This is a genomic window from Marinobacter lipolyticus (assembly GCF_018424605.1).
In the GTDB taxonomy this organism is placed as follows: domain Bacteria; phylum Pseudomonadota; class Gammaproteobacteria; order Pseudomonadales; family Oleiphilaceae; genus Marinobacter; species Marinobacter lipolyticus_B.
In genome coordinates, this window is record NZ_QTKT01000002.1 from 108,216 (window position 1) to 132,867 (window position 24,652).

Consider the following 24,652-nt stretch of genomic DNA (forward strand, 5'->3'; position numbering starts at 1 on the left):
ATTACGCGTATCATGCGAACCCGTAAGTGTATCACAGGCATCAGCCGGTCTGGTTAACCGGCCTGTCCGGTGTTGGCAGATTTTAGGAAGGTTTCCGTATGAATTTCCCCACCATAGAAGATTATGTCGGGCACACGCCCCTGGTTCGCCTGCAGCGTCTGCCGGGCGAAACCAGCAATGTCATCCTGGCCAAGCTGGAGGGTAACAACCCGGCCGGTTCGGTGAAGGATCGCCCGGCAATCAGCATGATCCAGGAGGCCGAGCGCCGTGGCGAGATCAAGCCCGGCGACACCCTGATTGAAGCCACCAGTGGCAACACCGGCATCGCGCTGGCCATGGCTGCCGCCATCAAGGGTTACCGGATGGTGCTGATCATGCCGGCAAACATGAGCGAGGAGCGCCGCGCTTCCATGCGGGCCTACGGCGCCGAGATCGTTACGGTGTCGAAGGAAGAGGGCATGGAAACCGCTCGCGATCTGGCCCAGCAGATGGCTGCCGAAGGCAAGGGCCGGGTACTCGACCAGTTTGCCAACCCGGATAATCCGCTGGCGCATTACCGCACCACAGGCCCTGAAATCTGGGAGCAGACCGGCGGCCGGGTCACCCATTTCATCAGCTCGATGGGCACGACGGGTACGATCATGGGCGTATCCCGCTACCTCAAGGAACGCAATCCGGATATCCGGATCATCGGCCTGCAGCCCAAAGAGGGCGCATCAATACCGGGCATCCGCCGCTGGCCGGAACCATACCTGCCGAAGATCTATGACGCTGCACGGGTCGATCAGGTGCTGGACATTGGTCAGCAGGAGGCCGAGGACACCATGCGGGCGCTGGCAAGTGAAGAAGGCATTTTCTGCGGTGTGTCCTCCGGTGGCTCCATCGCCGCCGCCCTGAAGCTGTCCGCTCAGGTTGAAAACGCCGTCATCGTGGCCATTATCTGTGACCGGGGCGATCGCTACCTGTCCACCGGCGTCTTTCCCGGCGCCTGAACCGCAGCAAGAGAATTCACTATGAGTAGAAGACGCAGGAAGGTCCTGCCCAAGGAGCCCGTCCGTTGTGTGGTCGAATCCCTGAGCCACGATGGTCGCGGTATTGCCCGTCAGGAAGGCAAGATTCAGTTCGTTGACGGTGCCCTGCCGGGCGAAACGGTGATGGCCAAGGTGGTGGGGTCGCGCAGTAAATTTGATGAACTGCGCACCGTCGAGGTACTTGAGTCGGCGCCGGAGCGGGAAGTGCCGCCCTGCGATTATGCCGATCTTTGTGGGGGATGCAGTCTTCAGCACATGGCAGCGGACGCCCAGATCCGGTTCAAGGAAGACACCCTGCGGGAGCATTTTGCGCATTTCGGGGGCATTGAGCCTGAAGAGTGGGTGGCGCCGATGCGCTCCGAGAGCACCCTGGGCTACCGCCGCAAGGCTCGCATGGGTGTGCGTTACGTCCAGGCGAGGGAATCCGTGCTGGTGGGGTTCCGCGAGAAGCGCAACAGTTTTCTGACCGACATCGACCGTTGTGTGGTCATGGATCCCCGTATCGGGGAGCGAATCACACCGCTAAGGGAGCTGCTGCATTCGCTGGACGCCTTCAATCGCATTCCCCAGGTCGAAATTGCCTGCGGGGACGATGCTGCCGTCATGGTGTTCCGCAATATGGATGCGCTGAGCGACCGCGACCGCGCGGCGTTGATTGCCTTTGGTCAGGCCCATGATTTGCATATCTACCTGCAGCCCAAAGGGCCGGATACCGTACACCGTATCTGGCCGGAACAGGGGGAAGAACGTCTCAGCTATCGCCTGGAGGAGTTCGACCTGACCATGAAGTTTCACCCCATGGACTTTACCCAGGTCAATGCGGGCATCAACAGCACCATGGTACACCGAGCCGTGGAGTGGCTGGATATCCAGCCGCAGGAGCGTGTGCTGGATCTGTTCTGTGGTCTGGGGAACTTCACCCTGCCACTGGCACGGCGGGCGGCTCAGGTCGTGGGCGTCGAAGGTGACGAGGCCATGGTGGTTCGTGGCCGCGAGAACGCCGAACTTAACGGTCTCGGCAATGTCGCCTTCTACGGCGCCGATCTGCAGGCCGACTTCACTGCGCAGCCCTGGGCCGGGGAAGGCTTCGACAAGATTCTGATTGACCCGCCCCGGTCCGGCGCGCAGGAGGTCTGTGAGTATCTGACGGCGTTCGGTGCCCGCCGGATTGTGTATGTTTCCTGCAACCCGGCGACGCTGGCCCGGGATGCCGGGGTCATGGTGCGCAACGGGTATCGTCTGGTCCGGGCGGGTGTGATGGACATGTTCCCTCACACCACTCATGTTGAATCCATTGCGATGTTCGAGCGCGTCGACAAGTAACCGAAGGGCCGGCCAGGGATGGCGGCATCGATAACCGGGAATAACAACACCGATATGGTTAAAGTTCGCGAAGATTACGCAGTTACCGGCGACGGTCAGGTTGATATCGAGCGGTGGGTTCGTCAGATCGAATCCCAGACCCGCCTGGAAAACGTTGATCAGTTTCGTCGTGCCTGCGAGAAAGCGGCCGAGATCGACCTGCAGGCGTTCCGCGAGGACCGCTTGTGGGCGGAGGGCGCCAGCAGTTTCCGCACCGGTATTGAAATGGCCCAGGTGCTGGCGGAGCTGCACCTGGATCAGGCCAGCCTGGTGGCGGCGATACTTTACCGCGCGGTACGTGAGGAGCGCGTGCCGCTGGAAGATATCCGCAAGGAGTTTGGCGACGAGGTGGCCGGCCTGATCAACGGTGTTCAGCAGATGGCGGCGATTTCCTCGATACACCACCCGCTCAAGGGGAACGTGCTCGGGCAAAGTGAGGGCCAGCTGGACAATGTCCGCAAGATGCTGGTGACCATGATCGACGACGTGCGGGTGGCGCTGATCAAGCTGGCGGAACGGACCTGTGCGATTCGCGCGGTCAAGGACGGCTCCGAGGAGAAGCGCATGCGGGTGGCGCGGGAGGTGTTCGACATCTACGCCCCGCTGGCGCACCGTCTGGGAATTGGCCACATCAAGTGGGAGCTGGAAGACCTGTCTTTCCGCTACCTGCATGGCTCTGCCTATAAAAAGATCGCCAAGTTGCTGGATGAGAAGCGACTCGATCGGGAGAGCTACATCCGCCGTGTCATCGATACCCTGAAAACCGAGCTCAAGAACTTCGGCATAGAAGGGGAACTGTCCGGCCGCGCCAAACACATCTACAGCATCTGGCGCAAAATGCGCCGCAAGGGCATCGACTTTTCCCAGGTCTACGATGTGCGCGCGGTGCGGGTGTTGGTGCCTGAAGTGCGGGACTGCTATGCCGCGCTGGGCATTGTCCATACCCTGTGGCGACACATCCCCAATGAGTTCGACGATTACATCGCCAATCCCAAGGAGAACGGCTATCAGTCCCTGCACACCGCCGTGATCGGCCCGGAGGGCAAGGTGATGGAGGTGCAGATCCGCACCCAAAAAATGCATGAGGAAGCGGAACTCGGGGTGTGCGCCCACTGGCTCTACAAAGGCACCGACACGGGCAACCGCTCCACAGGCTACGATGCCAAGATCAACTGGTTGCGCCAGGTGCTGGAGTGGCAGGAAGAGCTGGGGGATCTCTCGGGTCTGGCGGATCACCTCAAGAGCGATGTGGCGTCTGACCGGGTGTATGTGTTCACTCCGGAGGGGCATGTGGTCGATCTGCCCCAGGGGGCGACGCCGGTGGATTTCGCGTACCGGGTTCATACCGAAATTGGTCATGCCTGCCGTGGTGCCCGGGTTAACAGCCGCATTGTGCCGCTGACCTACCCGCTGAAAACCGGGGATCAGGTGTTTATTCTCACCTCCAATAACCCGTCGCCCAGCCGTGACTGGCTCAACCCCAGCCTCGGTTACATCCAGACCTCCCGTTCCCGCGCCAAGGTCACTCACTGGTTCAAGCAGCAGGACCGGGGGCGCAACGTCATTGACGGCCGCGCCATTCTGGAGGATGAATTCCGGCGTCTGTCCCTCTACGACGTGGACCTTGGCGACCTTGCCCGCAAGGTCAACTACCACGACGCCGAGGACATGTTCGCGGCGGTAGGGGCCGGCGACCTGCGCCCCACGCACGTGGCGAACGTGGCCCAGCAGATGCTGGAGCCGAAATCCCAGCAACTGGACCTGAAGCTCAGTGGCCAGCGCCGCAAGCCCTACGACACCGAATCCGACATCCAGATTCTGGGTGTGGGCAAGCTCAAGACCCAGGTGGCCAAGTGCTGCAAGCCGCTGCCGGGGGATGAGATCGGTGGCTACATTACGGTCGGGCGGGGCGTCACCGTGCACCGTCAGGACTGCATAACCTTCCTCAACCTGAAGGACTTCGAGCCCAACCGTATCATCGAGGTGAGCTGGGGCGGCCGGCCCGCGGCGGTTTATCCGGTGGATATCGAGATTGAAGCCTACGACCGTTCCGGACTGTTGCGGGATATCACCCAGGTGCTGTCGTCCTCGAAAAGCGATGTGCTGTCGTTGAATACGCAGAGCAATCAGGACGAGAACACGGCAATGATGACCGTAACCGTGGAAATCTCCAGCCTGGAGCAACTGGCCCGTCTGCTGGCGCAGATTCGCAACCTCCCCAACATCATTTACGTAAGGCGTAAACGAGGATGAGCTACTCCATCGAAGACCTCAAGCATCTGATGGCGCGGCTGCGGGATCCGGACACCGGCTGCCCGTGGGACACCCGGCAGACGTTCGCCAGTATCGTGCCCCACACTCTGGAAGAGGCCTACGAGGTGGCGGACGCCATTGAGCGGGGGGATTATCCGCATCTGAAAGACGAGCTGGGCGATCTGTTGTTCCAGGTTATCTTTTACACGCGAATGGGGCAGGAGCAGGGTCACTTCGACTTTGACTCGGTGGTGGATCAGCTGGTCAGCAAGCTGATTCGCCGCCACCCCCACGTGTTCCCTGAGGGCACGCTGGAAAGCGAGGTCGACCCGCGCAATCGTCCTGATGAGGTCTGGATCAAGGCAAGCTGGGAGCGCATCAAAGCCGAGGAACGCGCGCTCAACCCCAGGCCGGAAGCAGCGACTGCCAGTCGTCTGGACGGCGTCGCCCGCACCCTGCCGGCCATGGCGCGGGCCGAGAAACTACAGAAACGGGCCTCCAATCACGGATTTGACTGGCCGGATATCGAGCCGGTGTTCGACAAGCTTCACGAAGAGATCGACGAGCTCAAGGAAGCGTGGCATGCCGCCCAGGCCGGGACCGGGCCCACGGACGCGCTGGAAGATGAGCTCGGGGATTTGCTGTTTGTCTGTGTCAACCTGGCCCGTTTCATGAAGGTGAACCCTGAGCAGGCACTGAAGCGGACCAACCACAAATTTGAAGCGCGTTTTCGCGCCATCGAAAGTCGCCTCGCGGATGAGGGGCGAGATATGGATGACGAAACCCTGGCGGCCCTGGATGCCATCTGGCAGCAGGTGAAAGGGGTGGAAAACGAGTAAAAACAAGGGCTGAGAAGGGATGGCGGTAAGTACAATCCGTTACCAATTTGTTGCACCGGACCCGCCTCCCTTCGACTACACTTCGAGAAACGGCGTTATTTAAGTAAGTGCGTCGTATGCCGTCAAGATGATGCAGGAGTGAAGGCACCATGAAAATTAAAGATCTGGTCAATTACTGGGATAAGCACGCGCGGGGTCGCCTGACCCGGGATGCCTATTTTATGGAGTTGTCTGACCAGCATCACAAGCGACTGGAGAAGCTGGCCGCTCTGTATCCGATGAAATCGCCTCAGGATCTGATGCGCGACCTCATTTCCGCGTCGCTGGACGAGCTGGAAACCAGCTTTCCCTATGTGCAGGGCACCAAGGTGGTGGCGTTCGATGAGGACGGTTTCGAAATCTATGAAGACCAGGGTATGACGCCGCGCTTCGTCAGCCTGAGCCAGAAGCATATCCAGCGCCTCAAGGCGCGTCACCTGGAGTCGGTGGCCTGATCAGGCACGGCTCCTGAGTACAGTCTGCCCGCTATGGTTATTGCCCGGCGGGGTGGTACTGCCACCCCGCGGCAGTCATCGCGCTACTTGTCCTTTCCTTCCAGTTTGTCCTTCAGCGGGCTTTGCCTGACGAGATCGTCCAGCGCTGCTCCGATCATATCGTTCAGAATGTCGCTTTCACTGCGGTCCGGATAAAGTTCAGCCAGGGCAGCGATGCGGGCAGCGTCTTCCAGCGGCAGTCGAAGGTTGTAATCGTGGGTCCGCTCAACGTGTTCTTTCTTGTTTTCCCAGTGCTTTGGCAGATCGGTAACTTTCATGATTTCTCCTTGCGACTGCGGGCTTTAATCGTTATTAGTATCGTTAGTTTACTTCGCCCCCGTCAATTTAAAAGGACGTCAATGTGACTGAGCTGCATCCCGATCTTCGAGAAAACGTTCGCATGCTGGGTGAATTGCTGGGCCAGAGCATCCGGCGTTATCCGGGACAGGAATGTTACGAACGCATTGAAGAAATCCGCGCCGCCGCCAAAGCCGACCGACGACAGGAAAGCGGCTCGGGTCAGCGTCTGGTCAACCTGCTCGGCAAACTCGGTGATGACGAACTGTTGCCGGTAACCCGCGCGTTCAACCAGTTCCTCAACCTGGCCAATCTGGCCGAGCAGTACCACGGTATCCGTCGCAAGCGCGGGCATCAGTCGGACCTGATGGTGGAATCGTTTGGCGAGGTGTTCGAGCGCCTGAAAGCATCGGGCATCAGCGCGGATGAGCTGCATAAGCGGGTGGCCGATCTGCGGATCGAATTCGTGATGACGGCCCACCCCACCGAAGTGGCCCGCCGAACCCTGATCATGAAGTACGACGAGATGTCCGACTGCCTGGCGCGTCTGGACCATGAGGATCTGATGCCCGCGGAGCGGGAAGAAGTGGTCGTGCGTCTGGAGCAGCTGATTGCGGAAGCCTGGCATACCGACGAAATCCGCCACGAGCGACCGACCGCAGTGGACGAGGCCAAATGGGGCTTTGCCGTTATCGAGAACAGCCTTTGGCAGGCGCTTCCGCGCTTTCTGCGCAGCCTGGATCTGTCGCTATCGGATGCCACAGGGAAGGGCTTGCCCCTCGAGGTGGCGCCTATCCGCATCGCCTCCTGGATGGGCGGAGACCGGGATGGCAACCCCAACGTTACGCATCAGGTGACCCGCAAGGTATTTTTGCTGGGGCGCTGGATGGCGGCGGATCTCTACCTGAGGGATATCCAGGCCCTGCGTGCAGAGCTGTCCATGTGGCAGGCCAATGACGAACTGAAAGCGCTTGCCGGCGATAGCCGGGAGCCCTACCGTCATGTGCTGGCGGGCCTGCGGGACCGGTTAATCAAAACGCGGGACTGGGCGGAAGCTGCGGTTAACGGTGAACCGGCGGACGACAGCGACATCCTGTTCGAGAACGAGGACTTTATCGCGCCGCTGGAGAGCTGCTACCGCTCACTGGTGGAATGTGGCCTGGAGCACATTGCTCACGGCCCGCTGCTGGATACCATTCGCCGCGCCCACACCTTCGGTTTGCCACTGATACGCCTGGACATCCGCCAGGAGGCTTCGCGGCATGCCGAAGCGGTGGCGGAAATGGTGGCGTTCCTGGAGCTGGGGGACTACCTGTCGTGGTCAGAGGAAGAGCGGCAGCGTTTTCTCCTGCAGGAGCTCCAGGGGCGCCGTCCGCTGGTGCCGCGTAACTGGGAGCCGTCCGAACCGGTTCGGGAAGTGCTGGCGACCTGCGAGGTCATCGCCCGCCAGACTCCAGAAGCCCTTGGCTCCTACGTGATTTCCATGGCCAGCAAACCCTCGGATGTGCTCAGTGTCATCCTGCTGCTGCGGGAAGCCGGCATGACGTTCCCTATGCGGGTGGTGCCCCTGTTCGAGACCCTGGATGATCTGACCGGCGCACCGGACAGCATGGCCGCGCTGTACGAGGTCGAGTGGTACCGCGAGTACTGTCAGGGGCGGCAGGAAGTGATGATCGGCTATTCCGACTCCTCCAAGGATGCCGGACAGTTGATGGCGGCCTGGGCCCAGTATCAGGCGCAGGAAAAACTGACAGAGGTGGCCAATCAATACGGTGTCCACCTCACGCTGTTCCATGGTCGCGGTGGCACCGTGGGGCGTGGCGGCGGCCCGGCCAACCGCGCGATTCTGTCGCAGCCCCCCGGGTCGGTCAATGGCAGTTTCCGCATCACCGAACAGGGCGAGATGATCCGCTTTAAGTTCGGCTTGCCGCGGCTGGCGGAGCAAAGCCTGACCCTCTACACCACGGCGGTCATTGAAGCCACCCTGGCGCCTCCGCCGGCGCCCGCGCCGGAATGGCGGGAAACCATGGACTGGCTGACAGAGCGCTCGCTCAAGGCCTACCGGGATGTGGTACGGGAGGATCCGGATTTCGTGCCCTATTTTCGCCAGGTCACGCCCGAGCAGGCGCTGGGCAAGCTGGCCCTTGGCAGTCGCCCGGCCCGCCGTAAGCCGTCCGGTGGTGTCGAGAGCCTGCGGGCAATCCCGTGGATTTTTGCCTGGACTCAGATGCGGCTGATGCTGCCAAGCTGGCTTGGCAGCGATGTGGCACTGGAAGAGGCGGCAAAGACCCAGAAATTGCCGGTGTTGCGGGAGATGATGAAAGGCTGGCCCTTCTTCCGTACCTATATCGACATGCTCGAGATGGTGTTGGCGAAGTCCGATCTGCGCATTGCCAGTTACTACGAGCAAACGCTGTTGGACGATGAGGAGCTGAAAAAGCTGGGCGAGAGCCTGCGGTCGCGGCTGGCTGGATGCATCGACCGGGTTCTGGAACTCAAGGAACAACAGACGCTGCTGGAGGACGAACCCGTCTTCGCCCATTCCATGCGGGTGCGGAATCCGTATACTGACCCCCTTCATTACCTGCAGGCCGAGCTTCTCAAGCGAGACCGGGAAGGTGAGGGCAAGGGCGAGGTTCCCGAGATGGTGGAGCGGGCGCTGAAAGTAACCATGGCGGGCATTGCCGCCGGTATGCGCAACACCGGTTGATGCCGGTGTGGACGACAGGAGTAGACAGGTGGCGGTAGCGGCGCGTCTGGACAGTTTTCTATCCCGCAAGGGCATTGTCTACCGGGAGGTGGCAATCGATCAGGCGGCCAATCTGGAGGCCGCCGTCATGACGTCGGGGCTGCCCCGGGAAGCGTTCGTCCGCGCCACCCTGTTGATTGATATCAATGGCGTGATGATGGCGGTTCACGACTTCAACAGCGCGCTGGATCTGGATGCGGTGCAGCAGCTGACCGGTCGCCGCCTGCAACCGCTTACCGCGCGCCAGAGTAACCGCCTGTTCAGCGACTGTGATCCCGGGTTCCCGCCGGTGATCGGCGGCGCTTATGACCTTCCTGTACTGGTCGACGAGGACGTGCTCGATCGCGCCCAGGTGCTGATGACCGGCGGCAACGACCACTCGCTGATGGAAATGGATGGTCGCTCCCTGCGGCTGGCGCTGGCGGGCGCACGGGGCGGTCATCTGGTCATCCGCGGTCAGGGCAGTGGCAAGGGTGAGGCGCTGAGCCTTGAAGAGGTTGCCGACAGGCTGCAAAGGCTCTACCGCCTGCCGCCGATGCCGGCGCTGGCCCTGCGCCTTCTCAAACTGACCGCCAACACCGAAGCCACCGCCAGGGAACTGGCGGAACTGATCGAGTTTGATCCCAGCCTCACCGCGCAGATCATGCGCTACGCCCGCTCGGCACTGTTCAATTATCCCGGCCAGATCAATTCCGTGCAGGAAGCGGTGACCCGGGTGCTGGGTTTTGACCGGGTGGCACACATTGCTCTGGGTATCGCGTCAGTGCGGGCCTTCGAAGTGCCGCGACAGGGCATGCTGGGGATGGACCAATTCTGGCGTCATTCGCTGTATTGCGCGTTTCTGTGCCAGCGTATGGCGCCATGGTGCCAAGCCGACAAAGGGTTGGCCTATCTTTGCGGACTGCTGCACAACTTTGGCCTGTTGCTGGTGGGGCACCTGTTCCCTGCGGAATTCGAGGAACTCAACCGCCTGCGGGAGGCCAATCCTGAATCCAGTATGCATTCCCTCGAAGTACAGGTGTTCGGTGCCGGCAACAGTCAGCAGATTCTCGCGGTCGGGCATGGCGCCATCGGTGGCATCCTGCATCGGCTGTGGCAGTTGCCGGATCCGGTGGTGAAGGCCGCCGGCATGCACCAGCAATCGGGCTATCACGGTGAACACGAGCGCTATGTGCTGATAGTGCAGCTTGCCAATGCACTGCTGAAAGAGCGTGGCATTGGTGATGAATTCAATCCCGACGATGTGGCCGCGCTGGCGGCGGCCCTGGGGCTGGACGACGCTGCCCTTGCTGCCATCCAGGCCGACATTGAGAATGTCGCCGGCGAACTGGACGCCCTGGCGGCCTCCCTGTCATCCTGACATCCGCGCGGTCTGCGGATACCCGATGTCCCAACCTGATGCATGATACGGAGGTCGACTTTCTCTGAGGCGGCTGACTTCGTATAATGCGGCCTTCGCCGGTTCCGGCGGATATCCCGACAGGGTCGAGAGGCTGTCGCAAAGGCACGGGTCTTTGCCATAGCTTTTCAAACGATAATGACTAAATACTATGGGAGCACAGCGTTATGCGAATCATCATGTTAGGGGCACCGGGAGCGGGCAAGGGCACTCAAGCCCAGTTCATCACCGAACGCTTCAGCATTCCCCAGATTTCCACCGGCGACATGCTGCGCGCCGCGGTCAAGGCTGAGTCCGAGCTGGGCAAGCAGGTCAAGGAAGTGATGGCGACCGGTGGGCTGGTGTCTGACGATATCATCATTGCGCTGATCGAGGAGCGAATCCAGCAGCCGGACTGCAAGAATGGCTTCCTTCTCGACGGCTTCCCACGGACCATTCCCCAGGCGGAAGCGCTGAAAGACCAAGGCATTGTTATTGATTACGTGGTAGAGATCGCCGTCGATGACGAAGAGATCGTCAGCCGGCTGTCCGGCCGCCGGGTCCACGAGGGCAGTGGCCGCATTTATCACGTCAAGTACGACCCGCCAAAAACCGAAGGCAAGGACGACGAAACCGGTGAGCCCCTGGTTCAGCGTGAAGACGACAAGGAAGAAACCGTCCGCAAGCGCCTGAAGATTTACCACGAGCAAACGGCACCCCTGGTCGACTATTACCAGGGCTGGGCCGGCCGTGACGCGAGTGCCGCGCCGAAGTACGTCCGCGTAGAGGGCGTCGGCAGCCTGGACTCGATTCGCGACCAGATTCTTCAGAAACTGAAGTAACTGATTCCACCCCAGTCACCTTGAGGCAAGCGCAGCATCCGTGAAGCTACTGGCCCTGGACACCTCTTCAGAAGGGTGCTCGGCAGCACTGCTGGTGAATGGCAGCGTTACCGAACGCTTTGACCTGGCCCCCCGGGGCCACACCCGCCTGTTGATGCCGATGATCCGTGAACTGCTGGCGCAGCAGGCGCTGGCGCCGGCGGACCTGGATGCGTTGGCGTTTGCCCGCGGCCCCGGCTCCTTCACCGGGCTGCGCATTGCCACCGGGGTGGTTCAGGGCCTGGCCTGGGGGTTGGACATTCCGGTGATTCCGGTCTCCTCGTTGGCGGCAGCGGCGCTCGGCGCCCTGGAAACCCTGGATGTCCATGAGGGCGACGGCATTGCCGTGGCCTTCGACGCCCGCATGGGGGAAGTCTACTGGGGGTGCTTTGAGGCCCGTGACGGTGTGCCGTTGCTTCTCGGTGGCGAGCAGGTCTGTGCACCGTCGGCGCTGTCATTGCCGGCGTTCTCCGGCCACTGGGTTGGCGCCGGTCAGGGCTGGCGGCTGAAAGAGCAGATGCCCTCAGCGTTGGTCTCTGCAATCACCCGGATCGACGACTCACTGGTGCCCCGGGCCAGTTGCGTGGTTCGTCTTGCCAGTCGCGAACTGGCGGCCGGCGGTGGCGTGTCCGCCGCCCTGGCCCAGCCGGTTTATATCCGTGATGAAGTGACCTGGAAAAAGCTGCCCGGTCGCTGATGACATCTCACCCCTAAGCGGAATCTTTGCCGATGGAACTGTGGCATATCATTGTGCTGGCTGTTGTCCAGGGGCTGACGGAGTTTCTGCCGATCAGCAGCTCTGCCCACCTGATTCTTCCCTCCCAGGTGCTGGGCTGGCCCGACCAGGGGCTGGCCTTCGATGTGGCAGTGCACGTGGGCACACTCACCGCCGTGATGTGGTACTTCCGTCAGGAGGTCTATCGGCTGACGGTCGCCTGGGTCGGTGACACCAGTCGTGGCCGGGTCCGGGAGGACAGTGGCCTGGCCTGGGCGGTGATCGCCGGCACCATTCCGGCGGGCCTGGCGGGCTTGCTGCTGAACGATTTCATTGAGACGGAGCTGCGCTCGGGCCTGGTGATTGCCGTGTCTACCATCGGCTTCGGGCTGGTCTTGTGGTGGTCCGATGCAGTGGGCCGACAAGCCCGCGATCTGCCGGCACTGACCATGAAAGATGCGATTATCGTGGGGCTGGCCCAGGCACTGGCGTTGATCCCGGGCACCTCCCGCTCCGGTATCACCATCACCGCGGCGCTGTTTCTGGGGCTCAAGCGCGAAGCGGCGGCGCGCTTCTCGTTTCTGCTGTCGATTCCGTTGATTCTCGCCGCCGGGCTGCTGAAAACCCTGGAGCTGATCGAGCAGGGGGGCGCCACCGACTGGACCGCCATTGTGCTTGGCACTCTGATCTCGTTCGCCAGTGCGCTGCTGTGCATTCATCTGTTCCTGAAGTTCCTGGAGCGCCTTGGCATGATGCCTTTTGTCATCTACCGCTTGCTGCTGGGTGGCATCCTCCTTGTCATGCTGTGGTAGTTTGGTTAACAACTGTTCAGCCTGCTTTTAATCCGGGTAAGGTTGTTTCATACTCGGCTGTCAGCCATTTTTCCGGTTTAACGTCATGATCGGTGGTCTTAACCCCAACAACAGTTTTGCCCTCCAGTCCGGCAACAACAGCCCGGTACGGGAGCGCAGCGATGTGGCCCGGGCGCCGGCCTCCGCCCCCGAGCGCAGCGCGGAGGCAATCCGTCGCGATCTGGGGGATGGCCGAGGGGAGACCACGGCCATTCGCAGGCTCGACAGCGAATCGCTCGAGCGCCGCGTGGAAGCGCGCCGTGCAGCCGAAGACGTCCGCCTGGAGCGTTTCCGCGCCGATGAATTGCCGCTGAGCACTTCCCGCGCACTGTCGACCTTTGCCGATATTGCCGCGCGTGGAGACGCCGGCGACAGCGGCCTCGCCGGTATCGATATACTGGTCTGATGTCCCCCGTACCCCCTTCCAAAAACCTTGCTGTCGCCTGCAGCCCCCTGGGCAATGTGGCCGAGGCCCGTGATCTGGCCGCTACTCTCGCTGTTCCTTTTCTGGGTGTTGTAAAGCCAAGGCAGGTAACAGACTTTGCGGTGCTGGCGCTGTTTGACGAGCAGGGCTTGTGTTTGCAGATGACGGGTAAGGGTGCCCCCGGCCCCGTCCGCGCGGAGTTCGTCTCGGGCAAGGCCGGCTATCGCCGCGAGCACGGCGGGGGCACCGGGCAGCTGGTGGCCCGGGCCATTGGTCTGCAGAAAACCCGGGCGTCGTTGCATGTGGTGGATGCCACCGCCGGTCTGGGGCAGGATGCGTTCGTGCTCGCCGGTCTGGGTTGTCAGGTCACACTGTTCGAGCGAAATCCGGTGATCCACGCCCTGCTGGCGGACGGCCTGGCCCGGGCCGCGCTGAACACCGAGTGTGCGCCTATTGTGGCAAGGATGACCCTGCGCCAGGGCAGTAGCGAAGCGTGGCTGGCCGCGGCCCCGGAGGGGGCGGCCGACGTTGTCTATCTCGATCCGATGTTTCCGCACCGTGACAAGTCGGCATTGGTGAAGAAGGAGATGCAGGTCTTCCGCGCCGTGGTCGGCGATGACGATGACGCCGAAGCACTGCTGGCCGCCGCCCTGAAAGCCGCGCGGTATCGGGTGGTGGTGAAACGGCCCCGCAAGGCCCCTGGTATTGCAGGGCCGGAACCGGCCACCCGGATCGAAGGCAAGAGCAGTCGCTACGATCTGTATCCGGTCAGGGCGTTACCGGATTCCAAAGGCTGAGGCTGGCCTCGCCGATGTCGTGATCCAGGGTCTGGCGCTCAGGCGCCCAGCATGGTCACCTGCTGGATCGCCTGGCGTTTCTCAACGCTGAGTACCAGCCGGGCATCCTCGGCCACTTCGTTCAGTCCGTCGGTATAACACAGCAGGCCCTGGTCGTCGGTGGTGATCACACCGTTCTTCTGCATGTTGGCGATGAAGTTGCGGAACAGGGTCTTGTCAAAGAATTCCGGCGCGTTGAGACCGAACAGAATGGACATGCGTTCGGCCAGCAGCGTGCTCTGCTCCTCCAGTTCCGCGGCGCTGATTCGCCCTGACCCATACTTGCGCAGAATGCCAATGGCGATGTGGTAGCGTTCGAGCGTCTGGATGATAAACCGTGACAGCACCCGCAGCCGCAGCATCGCGTCGGTGCCTTCCTCGGGTCGGCAGACGCGGCCGTCTCGCTCGAAAATCAGTCCTTGCTGTATCAGCAGATCAATCCAGTGGTTGACCACGCCTGCCACCTCGTCCGGCGCATATTTGAGAAACAGCTCTGATTGCAGGTAGGGATAGGCAACGCTGGCCAGGAACACGATCTTTTCCCGCTGCAGCGAATCCTTGTTCTCGAACAGGCTGGCGATCAGCGAGGGCAGGGCGAACAGATGCTGAATGTTGTTGCGGTAATAGGTCATCAGGGTCGCGTTACTGCCTTCCAGGGCAATGATGTCGCCCAGCTTCTGGGGCTGGCGTGTCACCAGTCCCATGTTCTCACAGTACGCGATCCAGTCCTTGCCGCTGCCCTCGGGCAGGGTCACCGTCTGGGCGTAGGGGTATGCCCGAAGCAGGGCGGCATACTGATCCATCAGTCGGATGAGCTGGCTTTCGTCCATCGCCAGCCGTTCGGTGCCCAGCAGGACGGTTGCCGTCATGCCGATAGGGTTCACCGCCACCGAGGCGTTAATGTTGGCGGCCACCCGCACGGACAGCTCATCCACGGCATCGGAAAGCCAGGCGGGTCGATACTCGGCGTCGTAGGCCTCATTGCGCCAGCTGGGATGGACGTCGTTCAGCACCTCCGCCAGCGGGATCGGATCGCCAAAGTTCAACGCAACGCGGCCGAAGGAGTTGCGCAGCTTACGCGCGGTCTTGGCCAGCCCGAAAACGCTTTCTTTCTGTTTCTTCTTGCCCCGCAATTCACCCAGGTAAGAGCGGCCCTCCATGACTTTCTCATAGCCCACGTAGACCGGCACGAACACAATGGGCTTGCGGTGATTGCGCAGGAAGCTGCGCACCGTCATTGCCAGCATGCCAGCGCGGGGCTGCAGCATCCGGCCGGTACGGCTGCGCCCGCCCTCAACGAAGTATTCCACCGAATAGCCGCGAGTGAACATCACATGCATGTATTCGTTGAAGACGGTGGCGTACAGCGGGTTGTCCTTGAAGCTGCGACGCATGAAGAACGCGCCGCCGCGCCGCAGGATCGGCCCGACCACCGGCATGTTGAGATTGATGCCGGCGGCAATGTGCGGCGGCATCAGGCCGTTTTTGTAGAGCACGTAGGACAGCAGCAGATAATCAATGTGGGAGCGGTGGCAGGGTACGTACACCACGGCGTTGTCCTGGGCCACTTCCTTGGCCACCTGGATGTTGTTCACGGCAATGCCGTTGTATATGCGGTTCCACAGCCACGCGAGTACCACTTCCAGAAAGCGGATGGTGACAATGGACATGCTGGCGGCGATTTCATCGGCGTATTTGTAGGCTTTGGCGCGAACCTTTTCCGGCGGAATGTCGTCCTTGCGGGCGGTCTCGCGAATGGCCTCCTTTACTGCCTGGGTACGAACCAGGCCTTCGACCAGTGTGCGCCGGTGTGACAGGTCCGGCCCCAGCACCGCCTGGCGCACGCGGCGGAAGTGGGTTCGCAGAATGCGCGCCAGCTTGCGGTTGGCCCGCTCCTCGCTGTGCCGGTACTCCTCGATCACCTGTTTCAGCGACAACGGCTGGTTGAACTGCACGTAGGTATTGCGGCCGTGCAGCAGGATGATCAGGAATTTCTGCAAGCGGCCGGCGACAGACCAGGTATCCGACAGCAGCAGTTTAACGAGGGATTTTTCCTTGTCCGGCGAGCGCCCCCAGAACAGCGACACCGGAACGATCTGGACATCTCGCTCCGGATGCTCCAGACCGTAGCGAACCAGCGCCTGGAACTGGGAGGTCGGAACCGGGGTCTGCCGTGACTGGAACAGGCCGCCGATACGGCGGTACAGGAAGAAAAAAGAATGGACCGGACCGTTCTTTACCGGCAGGGACACCTCGGCTCCTGGCAGGGAGGCACGGAGCACTTCCTGTTCCAGGACCAGACGGCTGGACATGGAGCTGTATTGCAACACATAGCAAACCGGCGTGTCGGGATCGAGCCCGAGTGCTTCGCGGCTGTTACCACTGACGTCCGTTCTAACCCACAAAAACAGAATTTTGCGGAAAAAAGTCAGAATCAGGCTGCGAAGCGCCTGGAAAATTCGCATAAGGTGAAGCTCCGGTTTCCAAAACAGGCGCTAAGTTTACTTGGTTGTTGCAACAGCGCAAAGGCATCCCGACGTTCTGGTGGCTGGCGCGGTGTGTTACATTTCCCACTGACGAAATTCACCCCGATATCGGCTCAACTCGCCTACTGTTGCAGGACGCTGTCTATGACAAAGTGGACACCAGGTTGGTCCATTGCTCCGCCCGCTCCCGGTGACCCCGTGTTGGTTATCAGTGGCGGTAACGTGGTGCGTTTGCGCGGTGCCTGGTTCAGCCCCTGGCAAGAGGTGCGGCCGTTGACGGCTGGCGCTGCAGAGCCGGTGAACCTTGGGGTCTGGGATGGCAGGCCGCTGTATGTGGTCGAGGCGGCTGCTGACGCAGAACTGGGGGAGCAGGAGGCGCTTCCTTTGCGGGATGCCATCCTGGCCATGCCCGACGCCCCGGCGGATCTTCTGGGAACAGGCTTTCAGGTCTGGCAGTGGTGGCGGGACCATCGCTACTGTGGTCGTTGCGGCGGTGTGACCGGCCTGCATGCCCACGAACGTGCAAAATGGTGCGCAACCTGTCAGATCCCCTGGTACCCCCGGGTCGCGCCTTGTGTGATTGTGGTGATACGTCGGCAGGATCGGATGCTTCTGGCCCGATCGTCCCGGGTGAAGCGCCATTTTTACAGCCTGATTGCCGGCTTTGTAGAGCCCGGAGAAACCCTGGAGCAGGCGGTGGTCCGTGAGGTGAAGGAAGAAACCGGGCTGGACGTGAACAACATCCGCTACAGCGCTTCCCAGCCGTGGCCGTTTCCCCATCAACTGATGGTGGGCTTCTTCGCCGATTACTGTGGCGGCGACCTGGTGTTGCAGGAAGATGAGTTGGCTGATGCCGGCTGGTTCCGGGCCGACGACACCCCACCGGTTCCGCCGGAGACCACCATCGCCGGGCGGCTGATCCGCGACATGGCGAGCCAGCTGGCGCGGCCGGAGGGCGAGCGGTGTCCATGACAACTCTGGCCGGGGGGCGCTGATCGTGGCCCGCATCCTGGTGTTCGACTCCGGCATCGGCGGCCTGAGTGTCGCGGCCTGCATCCATCAGCGTCTTGCAGATGTGGAACTGGTGTATGTGGCCGATAATGCCGGTTTTCCCTACGGCGATCAGCCAGAGCCCGTGGTGCTCGGTCGCTGTCGCTCGCTGATCGCCGAGGCCTTACGGGAGTTCTCCTGCGATCTCATCGTGGTGGCCTGCAACACCGCCAGTACCATTGTGTTGCCGGATCTGCGGGCGATGACCGATGTGCCGGTTGTTGGCGTGGTGCCGGCCATAAAGCCGGCCGCTGCTTGTAGCGTTAACCGCCGCATCGGAGTGCTGGCGACACCGGCCACCATCCGCCGTCCCTACCTGGACAATCTTATCCGCGAGTTCGCCAACGACTGCCAGGTAACGCGGGTGGGGCACCCGCAACTGGTCCACTGGATAGAGGGTTCGGTGTCGGGCAATGACCTCCCCGGTCAGGCGCTGAGCGATGCCCTTCAGCCCTTCCGCGAGTCAGCGGTGGATACGGTGGTACTCGGTTGCACCCATTACCCGTTGATACAACGTCAGCTAGCGCGGTGTCTGCCTGATGTCCGGTTCTGGGTTGACTCCGGCGATGCCATCGCCCGTCGGGCGGAATGGCTGCTGGAGCAGCAGGGCAGCCTCGCGGCGACCGCCGACGGTCCTGAACATCCGGTGCGCGCGATTCTGTTTTCCGGTGCGGTTCCCGAGGGGCTGGCGGCCTACATGACGGGGTTGGGGCTGGCCCCGGGAGACATCCGGGGCCACTGGCCGGGCGTCGGCGGCGCTACAGCAACCGCGTCAGCTTGAACATGGCGAGGAATTCCAGGGCCGGGATGGTTCTGCGGTGGCAGCAGTAGGTCTTGAATGTGTCGCCGCGGAACCGCGACTTGGTAAACTCCAGTCCCTTGAAGTTGTACAGAAAATTGCCTTTTTCATAGACACCGTGAAGAAGTCGTTTCAGTGGCCGGCTTTCCTGATGCTCGGTGGCAGGGTCCAGTGACAGGGGGATCAGCCCCAGATCCAGATACGGTATGCCTTCGGCTTTGAAAACTTCCAGAGCATGGGCCATCAGCGTGTAGAAAATGCCCTGTCTGAAATCGGCGTTGGCCCGGGAGATATTGGGAACGTAGCTGATGATCTCGTTATTCCGGTAAATCGGGTCAAAGTAAATGAATCCCACGGCCTTGCCATCCTGATAGGCGTAGAAGTGGCGCTCATTTTCCCGGTAGTCCATTTCCATCGGACGAATCAGGAATCGGATCTCCTTGCTTTTGCACTTCCGCGTGCGGATCCAGGCGTCGGAAATCTCACGGGTGTGGTCATCGCTGAACCGTTCTTTAACCGTAATGCCGTTCTTTTCGGCCTGATTCAATGCGGTTCGCAGAATCTGCTTTTTCTTTCCGCGCAGCGACCAGTCCTGCAGGGTAATCCGGGACTCGCTGCCAAACTGGGTGCCGAAAAGGCCGAAGCGCAGGTGAAGAAAATCCACTACCGGCTTGGAGACCTGGATGTAGCAGGCGTTTGGAAAGCGGGTGTGAAATTTCTCGAGAATCACTGCAAAGTTCTCCGTGGCGCACACCGGGTCAGACAACACAAACGTGCCCCCCCATTTACGCATGTAGGCCACGTAGCCGACGCCCGGCATATCGAAATACTGCATGCCAGGCTGCAGGGTGGAAAAAGACTGCGAATGCACCCCGTACTGCTTCAGGTAACCCACGCGTTCGGCAAAGCCGAAGTTGCCCTCCGCGGCTGAGCGAATGCCGTCAAGTGCAAGAATCTGATCTGACATGATGATTTTCCCCGCCTTGTTCCTGTTCAGAGCGTGTCTGAGGATGACTGTTTACGCCCGTTTCTGACCCAGAATCGACCAGTAGCAGTTCATGTTCAGCAGCGTGAAATGTTTCTTCTCAGTGACCTGCAGGCCGAGGCGCTGCATGTGTTCGGGGTAGTTGTAGATCTTGTGGAAGGCATTGTTGGCGAACAGCCAGAAGATGAAGACCGCCATATACCAGTACATTTTCTTGAACAGGCGGGCGACGATGTTGCCGGTGGGGTAACAGAAATCCCCGACCACGACCTTGGCGTCGGCCTTGCCGAGGCGGATCAGATGTTCCAGCACCCGCACCATCATGTCTTCGTCAAAGACGTTCAGGAAAAAATTGGCCACCACCATGTCGTATTGCTCGAACTCCTCCACTTTCATGATGTCGCTGTGGATACGGCGGATCGTCAGGTGGGGGGCTTCCTTTTCCTGGGCCTCGCCGAATTTGCGAAGCATGGTTTCGGACAGATCCACCACCGTCACGTCGGCGCCCAGTTCCGCGGCGCGGATAGCGTCGCGACCATGGCCGACGCCGGCGAAAAGGATGCGTGATCCGGGGCGGACGGTTTCCACGTCCAGCATGGCGGTTTTGCAGCGATGAATGTTCTTGCCGCTGTAGAGGTTGCTGAGGAAATCGTAAACGGGGCCGATGTATTTATACTTGTCGCGCATGATGACTGCTGCCTGTTCAGATCCTGTGGTTGCCGTCACCGTTCTTGTGATTATTGGCTCGACTGCCTGTCGGCTTTCCGGTGACAACGCCTGAGTTTTTTCACTCTAGTGAAGGATCGGGGGGAAATATGTGCAGCAACGCGCATTTCTGGATACACAAAGTAACGCAAAGAAATACTTTGCAAACCAAGTCAACATTCCTGTTCTGACTGTCAGACAATAGATTATCGGTTATGACATCAATGATGTGGCCGCTTTCAGAAGGCAGCGGCCGCGGCGGTTACATGGCCGAGGCTCTTGGCAATGGCGTCAGCGGGTCGGGCAGGACCGTAGAAGAACCCCTGGACCTGATGGCAGCCCAGATTTTTCAGGTAGGTCAGCTGTTCGCCGGTCTCGACACCTTCGGCGACGATATCGAGCTTCAGCCCGTGCGCCATGGCGATGATGGCATTGACGATACAGGCTCCGTCTTCCCCGCCGCGGATGGCGCGGACGAACGACTGGTCGACTTTCAGGGTATGGATGGGCAATCGGTGAATGTAATTGAGTGATGAGTAGCCGGTACCGAAATCATCAATCGCGATGCGTACTCCGAGATCCGCCAGTTCCCGTAACTTCTGGCTGATCTGTTCAAGGTCATTCATGATCAGGTTTTCGGTAATTTCGATTTCCAGGTTCTGCGGCGGGAATCCGTGGGCGCGCACCTGATCCATCAGGGTTTCGACGAAGCGCGGATGCTCCACCTGCATCGGTGACAGATTGACCGCCAGGCGAAGGTCCTCGTGACCGGCACGGATCCAGTTGCCGACATCGCGGCAGGCCTGGTCCAGCACCCGCTCGCTGACGCGGGCAATGAGCTTGGTTTCTTCCGCCAGAGGCAGGAAATCCCGCGGGTACAGCAGCCCGCGTTTCGGGTGCTGCCAGCGAACCAGGGCTTCCAGGCCAACCACGCGATTGCTGGTGGCACAGACCTGGGGCTGGTAGAACACCTTCAACTGATCTCGCTCCAGAGCCAGTCGCAGATCCCGTTCAAGACTCAGGCGGTTGGCGGTATCGATGCTCATGCTCTCGGAGTAGAAGCGGTAACCGTCCTTGCCGCGAGCCTTGACGTGGTACATGGCAATGTCGGCATTCTGGATCAGTTGATCCATGTCGGCGCCGGCTTCGGGGAAAATCGAAATGCCAATGCTCACCCCCACAAACACTTCGTGTTCACCGAGCTGAAACGGCGCCCGTAATGCTTTGATCAGTTTGCGGGCAATCTGCCGTGCGTCTTCGTGATTGTGGATTGACGGCAGCAACAACGTGAACTCGTCGCCGCCGAAGCGGGACAGGGTATCGCCTTTTCGCAGGCATCGCTCGAGTCGCTGGGTCACCGCCTGCAGCAAGCGATCGCCCATGGCGTGGCCGAGGGTGTCGTTGATCACCTTGAAGCGATCCAGGTCCAGGAACATGACCGCTAGTTTCTGATTTTCCCGGCGGGCGTGGGTAATCGCCAGTTCGAGCCGATCCTTGAACAGGGCGCGATTGGGCAATCGGGTCAGCAGATCATGGTAGGCCTGGAAATTGATGAACGCCTCGGCTTCCTTGCGCTCGGTGACGTCGCGTGCGGTGCCGTAGTACCGTGCTTCGCGCCCGTTGCCGTGGCCCTCGTCATCGGTTCGTGGCCAGGTTTCCGGGTCGATGGGAAAAGCCGTGATCTCGAAATGGCGGTTGGCGCGGCGACTGCCACGGGTTTTGAGGCGAACTTCCAGAGTACGGGGGTTGTCCGCGCTGATGTTCGGGGCGTTGAGGGCGTAAGTGCCCCGGGCGACGTCCCGGTCATCCAGAATGTGGCGGAAATGCCGGCCGCACAACTCCTGCGGCTGATACCCGAGCATGGTTTCGATCTTGCTGTTGACGAAACAGAAGTGGCCGTCGCCATCGAGCATGAACACTATGTCCGGAGAGCTGTTCACAATATAGCGGTGCAGCGCTTCGGATTTTTCCAGCCGCATCTGGATGTGTTCGTGGGACCGTAACAACGATTGCTTTCCCAGGACGCTCTCGACAGTGGCCAGCAACTCCTCGGGATCAAAGGGTTTGCGAATGTAATCCAGGGCACCTCGGCGCAAGGCACGGCTGACGGCGGCAAAGGAGCTCTCCCCGCTGACAACGATGGCGCCGCAGTCGGGTTGGCGACTGGCAAGGTGTGCCATCACATCGAAACCGTCTACCTCCGGCATGCGCAGGTCCAGCAGGGCAAGATCGTAGGACTGACGATCAATCAGTTGGCAGGCCCGGCGCCCCCCTTCCGCTTCGGTCACATCGTAGTGCCGGCTCCGCAGCAGGGACGCAAGGCTGGCCAGCAGCCTGGGTTCGTCGTCCACCACGAGGATGCGTGCAGGTAAGCGGCTACTGAGAGAGTGGTCCGGTTGCGCAGATTTCATTGGTCTTTGCCCGTCGTCAGTCATTATCGTTCTTCTTTTCGCTCACAGCCGGCAGCAACACCCTGAAAGTGGTGCCTTCACGCCCGGTGCGGCAAGCAATGATGCCCTCCATGTCATCAATAAGCTGTTTGACTATGCTCAGGCCCAATCCGTTATGGCCTTCTCCCTTCGTGCTGCTCACCGGGGTGAACAGCTGCCCGCGGAGGTGCTCGGGAATACCGGCACCGGTATCCGCCACCTCCAGTTCAACCCACGTGCGCCCGCTCTGCCAGATCGGCGCTGCGGTGCGCAACAACACGCGCCCGGTGTTCTTTAGGCATTCGGCGGCATTGCGTATCAGGTTGATAAGGATCTGTCGCACCACGGAAGGCGGTGCGGCAACGTGCGTGTCGTCGGGGCAGAGTTCTACCACGAGGGTGGTGTCGCCGTCACGGAACAGGCCTTCGGCAAGCAGATCCTTCAGCGTCTCGATCTCGGTATTGATCCGTGTGGATGCGGTCGTCTCACCGTGACCGGGCTGGTCGGCGCGGCCGATCTGCAGCAGCATGTCCCCGGCGCGATCCAGCTCCTCGCGAATGACGTCCAGCTCGTGCTCCACGTCGTTGTCGTTCAGGCGCGCGCGCAGCTGAAACAGGTACTGGCGGATGATGGTCAGCGGATTGCTGACTTCGTGGATCTGGCGCCGCAGCGCCTTCTGTGCAATCTCCCGGTTCAGTTCATCCGCGTTGGCGCCGTCTTCCTGCACGCTTCGGTTCGAGGACAGGTGGGTTGCCAGCTGCTTTGAGAACAGGGTGGCCAGTTCTTCGGCCGCCGCGGTGGTGCCACGGTCGGTGCCCACGGCAAAGACCCCGGGGCAGTCGTTTTCGATGATCACCGGGATGGCAAACAGCGACGGAGTATTGAGCAAAGACAGTAACTGACGGTCAAGCACGGTGGGCGGGCGGTCACCGAGCTGGACGGTTTTCCGCGTGACAAAGGCCTCGGTGAGCACGCTGGACCCGGGGCTGGCGGCAAGGGTCAGCGCCGGAACATCGCCGATTGACCCTGACAGCAGGGTCAGCTCATCGTCTCGACCACCAAAACACAGTGCCGGAAAACCGGTCACCAGGGTCAGGCTGTTAACGGTTTCTGCCAGCATCTCCTCAAGCGGGCCCCGGAACGACGGCAGTTTCAGGGCCTGGGTCGCCAAAGCCTGCCGGAGAACGGTCTGCTTCAGCCGGTGGTTCGCGGCCCCGGCATCGTAATCGTCGTTCAAAGGTATGCCGAGGGACTCCGCCATCGCGTTGACTTCGTGGTCAATGCGCCGCTGGATTTCCCGGGTCAATTCCTCGCTGAGGCCAAATACGGTGCCGGCGGCGGCAATGCCAGCCGCGTCCGAAAGTGCAAGTCGCGTTGCCAGGCTGATCAGTTTGACGAGGTGTCCGGCGTCGCGGATCTCTGATGGCATTGCGTGCTGATAACGCATGGCGTCTGCCGCCATGGAGCCGAGCCCCCAGGCGCGCACCAGTTCTGCTGCGATGTCGCACTGATGGTTGAGATAGTGCTGCCGGGTCTCGCCGGCCGGTGTCTTGAGGGCGATCAACTCGCCGACATTGTGTAACAGCCCCAGCATGAACGCCTGGTCCGGCTCCGGGAAGCGGGTGAGGGTTGCCAGTGCCCGTGCCGTCAGCGCCGTCGTCAGGGAATGGCGCCAGAAATCCCGCAGTTGTTGCCATTGATCCGCGCCCAGTTCAAAGAGCAACTGGCGTAGAGCTGCGGTCAGTACCAGAGTGTGGAAACGCCGGGTTCCGAGGCGCAACAACGCCTGGTCCACTGAGCGAATTTGAGAGACGGGGCCATAGAGGGCAGAATTGGCAAGCGCCAGAACCCGGGTGACCAGCGCGGTGTCGGCGCATACGATATCGCTGATCCGCCGATAGCTCTGATCCTGGTGACAGGCTTCAAGCGCTCGAAGGGTAACCTCCGGCAGGCTCGGCAACTGAATATCAGGGGCAATGTCCATGGGGCTACCTGTGAGCGCCTCGTGTCGACATACTCTGACGACATGTTCACTATTATTGTTGGTTC

General features: G+C 60.9%; 20 protein-coding genes. 14 read left to right on the forward strand and 6 right to left on the reverse strand.

Features of this window, described 5'->3' with window-relative positions; all coding sequences use genetic code 11:
- The first annotated feature begins 98 nt into the window (after positions 1 to 98).
- The 5 genes from cysM (at position 99) to DYI22_RS02920 (ending at position 5,979) form a co-directional block, all read left to right on the forward strand.
- On the forward strand, positions 99 to 992 hold the full coding sequence (gene cysM, locus DYI22_RS02900; RefSeq protein ID WP_213476538.1) for a cysteine synthase CysM: 894 nt from the start codon (positions 99 to 101) through the stop codon (positions 990 to 992).
- 21 nt (positions 993 to 1,013) lie between these two features.
- Positions 1,014 to 2,354 (forward strand): 23S rRNA (uracil(1939)-C(5))-methyltransferase RlmD, encoded by a 1,341-nt coding sequence (gene rlmD, locus DYI22_RS02905; protein ID WP_213476539.1) that lies wholly within the window; start codon positions 1,014 to 1,016, stop codon positions 2,352 to 2,354.
- A 54-nt stretch (positions 2,355 to 2,408) separates the two neighbouring features.
- Positions 2,409 to 4,646: a GTP diphosphokinase gene (relA, locus tag DYI22_RS02910; RefSeq protein ID WP_213476540.1), complete on the forward strand. Its 2,238-nt coding sequence runs from the start codon at positions 2,409 to 2,411 to the stop codon at positions 4,644 to 4,646.
- A complete protein-coding gene (mazG, locus tag DYI22_RS02915; RefSeq protein WP_213476541.1) occupies positions 4,643 to 5,485 on the forward strand; it encodes a nucleoside triphosphate pyrophosphohydrolase in 843 nt (280 codons plus the stop codon). The genes relA and mazG overlap by 4 nt, the downstream gene beginning before the upstream one ends.
- Before the next feature lie 149 nt (positions 5,486 to 5,634).
- Positions 5,635 to 5,979 carry a pilin assembly protein gene (locus DYI22_RS02920; RefSeq protein ID WP_213476542.1) on the forward strand — a complete coding sequence of 115 codons (345 nt, stop codon included), beginning with the start codon at positions 5,635 to 5,637 and terminating at the stop codon, positions 5,977 to 5,979.
- 83 nt (positions 5,980 to 6,062) lie between these two features.
- On the opposite strand, the gene DYI22_RS02925 is transcribed toward DYI22_RS02920, so the two are convergent.
- Positions 6,063 to 6,296, reverse strand: a complete 234-nt coding sequence (locus DYI22_RS02925; RefSeq protein WP_213476543.1) for a hypothetical protein — start codon at positions 6,294 to 6,296, stop codon at positions 6,063 to 6,065.
- Between the two features lie 83 nt (positions 6,297 to 6,379).
- Between DYI22_RS02925 and ppc the strand changes: the two genes are divergently transcribed.
- The 7 genes from ppc (at position 6,380) to DYI22_RS02960 (ending at position 14,110) form a co-directional block, all read left to right on the forward strand.
- Entirely contained in the window at positions 6,380 to 9,025 is a 2,646-nt protein-coding gene (gene ppc, locus DYI22_RS02930; protein ID WP_213476544.1) for a phosphoenolpyruvate carboxylase, read from the forward strand.
- Between the two features lie 28 nt (positions 9,026 to 9,053).
- Positions 9,054 to 10,424 carry an HDOD domain-containing protein gene (locus DYI22_RS02935; RefSeq protein ID WP_213476545.1) on the forward strand — a complete coding sequence of 457 codons (1,371 nt, stop codon included), beginning with the start codon at positions 9,054 to 9,056 and terminating at the stop codon, positions 10,422 to 10,424.
- 206 nt (positions 10,425 to 10,630) lie between these two features.
- On the forward strand, positions 10,631 to 11,284 hold the full coding sequence (gene adk, locus DYI22_RS02940; protein ID WP_213476546.1) for an adenylate kinase: 654 nt from the start codon (positions 10,631 to 10,633) through the stop codon (positions 11,282 to 11,284).
- 40 nt (positions 11,285 to 11,324) lie between these two features.
- On the forward strand, positions 11,325 to 12,020 hold the full coding sequence (tsaB, locus tag DYI22_RS02945; RefSeq protein WP_213476547.1) for a tRNA (adenosine(37)-N6)-threonylcarbamoyltransferase complex dimerization subunit type 1 TsaB: 696 nt from the start codon (positions 11,325 to 11,327) through the stop codon (positions 12,018 to 12,020).
- Positions 12,021 to 12,052: 32 nt separating this feature from the next.
- Complete coding sequence (locus DYI22_RS02950; RefSeq protein ID WP_213476548.1) at positions 12,053 to 12,850, forward strand: undecaprenyl-diphosphate phosphatase; 798 nt, start codon at positions 12,053 to 12,055, stop codon at positions 12,848 to 12,850.
- Positions 12,851 to 12,935: 85 nt separating this feature from the next.
- A complete protein-coding gene (locus DYI22_RS02955; protein WP_213476549.1) occupies positions 12,936 to 13,295 on the forward strand; it encodes a UDP pyrophosphate phosphatase in 360 nt (119 codons plus the stop codon).
- Complete coding sequence (locus DYI22_RS02960; RefSeq protein WP_213476550.1) at positions 13,295 to 14,110, forward strand: class I SAM-dependent methyltransferase; 816 nt, start codon at positions 13,295 to 13,297, stop codon at positions 14,108 to 14,110. The genes DYI22_RS02955 and DYI22_RS02960 overlap by 1 nt, the downstream gene beginning before the upstream one ends.
- Positions 14,111 to 14,148: 38 nt before the next feature.
- On the opposite strand, the gene plsB is transcribed toward DYI22_RS02960, so the two are convergent.
- Positions 14,149 to 16,614 carry a glycerol-3-phosphate 1-O-acyltransferase PlsB gene (gene plsB / locus DYI22_RS02965; protein ID WP_213476551.1) on the reverse strand — a complete coding sequence of 822 codons (2,466 nt, stop codon included), beginning with the start codon at positions 16,612 to 16,614 and terminating at the stop codon, positions 14,149 to 14,151.
- 165 nt (positions 16,615 to 16,779) lie between these two features.
- Between plsB and nudC the strand changes: the two genes are divergently transcribed.
- Positions 16,780 to 17,607, forward strand: a complete 828-nt coding sequence (gene nudC / locus DYI22_RS02970) for an NAD(+) diphosphatase (protein WP_213476552.1) — start codon at positions 16,780 to 16,782, stop codon at positions 17,605 to 17,607.
- A gap of 25 nt (positions 17,608 to 17,632) precedes the next feature.
- Positions 17,633 to 18,466 carry a glutamate racemase gene (gene murI / locus DYI22_RS02975; protein WP_213476553.1) on the forward strand — a complete coding sequence of 278 codons (834 nt, stop codon included), beginning with the start codon at positions 17,633 to 17,635 and terminating at the stop codon, positions 18,464 to 18,466.
- Here the strand turns inward: murI and DYI22_RS02980 are convergent.
- From DYI22_RS02980 to DYI22_RS02995, 4 genes are all read right to left on the reverse strand, one after another.
- Positions 18,444 to 19,451 (reverse strand): DUF2156 domain-containing protein, encoded by a 1,008-nt coding sequence (locus DYI22_RS02980; RefSeq protein WP_213476554.1) that lies wholly within the window; start codon positions 19,449 to 19,451, stop codon positions 18,444 to 18,446. The two genes, murI and DYI22_RS02980, sit on opposite strands and share 23 nt — an antisense overlap.
- A 51-nt stretch (positions 19,452 to 19,502) precedes the next feature.
- Entirely contained in the window at positions 19,503 to 20,156 is a 654-nt protein-coding gene (locus tag DYI22_RS02985) for a class I SAM-dependent methyltransferase (RefSeq protein WP_213476555.1), read from the reverse strand.
- Between the two features lie 257 nt (positions 20,157 to 20,413).
- A complete protein-coding gene (locus DYI22_RS02990) occupies positions 20,414 to 22,585 on the reverse strand; it encodes a putative bifunctional diguanylate cyclase/phosphodiesterase (protein WP_213476556.1) in 2,172 nt (723 codons plus the stop codon).
- A 16-nt stretch (positions 22,586 to 22,601) separates the two neighbouring features.
- Entirely contained in the window at positions 22,602 to 24,587 is a 1,986-nt protein-coding gene (locus DYI22_RS02995; RefSeq protein ID WP_213476557.1) for an HDOD domain-containing protein, read from the reverse strand.
- Positions 24,588 to 24,652 lie beyond the last annotated feature (65 nt).

Coding starts and splice junctions, on each gene's coding strand:
- rlmD (WP_213476539.1), top strand. CDS start 1,014: ATGAGTAGAAGACGCAGGAAGGTCCTGCCCAAGGAGCCCGTCCGTTGT.
- DYI22_RS02955 (WP_213476549.1), top strand. CDS start 12,936: ATGATCGGTGGTCTTAACCCCAACAACAGTTTTGCCCTCCAGTCCGGC.
- DYI22_RS02985 (WP_213476555.1), bottom strand. CDS start 20,156: ATGCGCGACAAGTATAAATACATCGGCCCCGTTTACGATTTCCTCAGC.
- DYI22_RS02920 (WP_213476542.1), top strand. CDS start 5,635: ATGAAAATTAAAGATCTGGTCAATTACTGGGATAAGCACGCGCGGGGT.
- DYI22_RS02980 (WP_213476554.1), bottom strand. CDS start 19,451: ATGTCAGATCAGATTCTTGCACTTGACGGCATTCGCTCAGCCGCGGAG.
- mazG (WP_213476541.1), top strand. CDS start 4,643: ATGAGCTACTCCATCGAAGACCTCAAGCATCTGATGGCGCGGCTGCGG.
- DYI22_RS02925 (WP_213476543.1), bottom strand. CDS start 6,296: ATGAAAGTTACCGATCTGCCAAAGCACTGGGAAAACAAGAAAGAACAC.
- nudC (WP_213476552.1), top strand. CDS start 16,780: ATGACAAAGTGGACACCAGGTTGGTCCATTGCTCCGCCCGCTCCCGGT.
- cysM (WP_213476538.1), top strand. CDS start 99: ATGAATTTCCCCACCATAGAAGATTATGTCGGGCACACGCCCCTGGTT.
- DYI22_RS02995 (WP_213476557.1), bottom strand. CDS start 24,587: ATGGACATTGCCCCTGATATTCAGTTGCCGAGCCTGCCGGAGGTTACC.
- relA (WP_213476540.1), top strand. CDS start 2,409: ATGGTTAAAGTTCGCGAAGATTACGCAGTTACCGGCGACGGTCAGGTT.
- adk (WP_213476546.1), top strand. CDS start 10,631: ATGCGAATCATCATGTTAGGGGCACCGGGAGCGGGCAAGGGCACTCAA.
- DYI22_RS02990 (WP_213476556.1), bottom strand. CDS start 22,585: ATGAAATCTGCGCAACCGGACCACTCTCTCAGTAGCCGCTTACCTGCA.
- DYI22_RS02960 (WP_213476550.1), top strand. CDS start 13,295: ATGTCCCCCGTACCCCCTTCCAAAAACCTTGCTGTCGCCTGCAGCCCC.
- DYI22_RS02950 (WP_213476548.1), top strand. CDS start 12,053: ATGGAACTGTGGCATATCATTGTGCTGGCTGTTGTCCAGGGGCTGACG.
- plsB (WP_213476551.1), bottom strand. CDS start 16,614: ATGCGAATTTTCCAGGCGCTTCGCAGCCTGATTCTGACTTTTTTCCGC.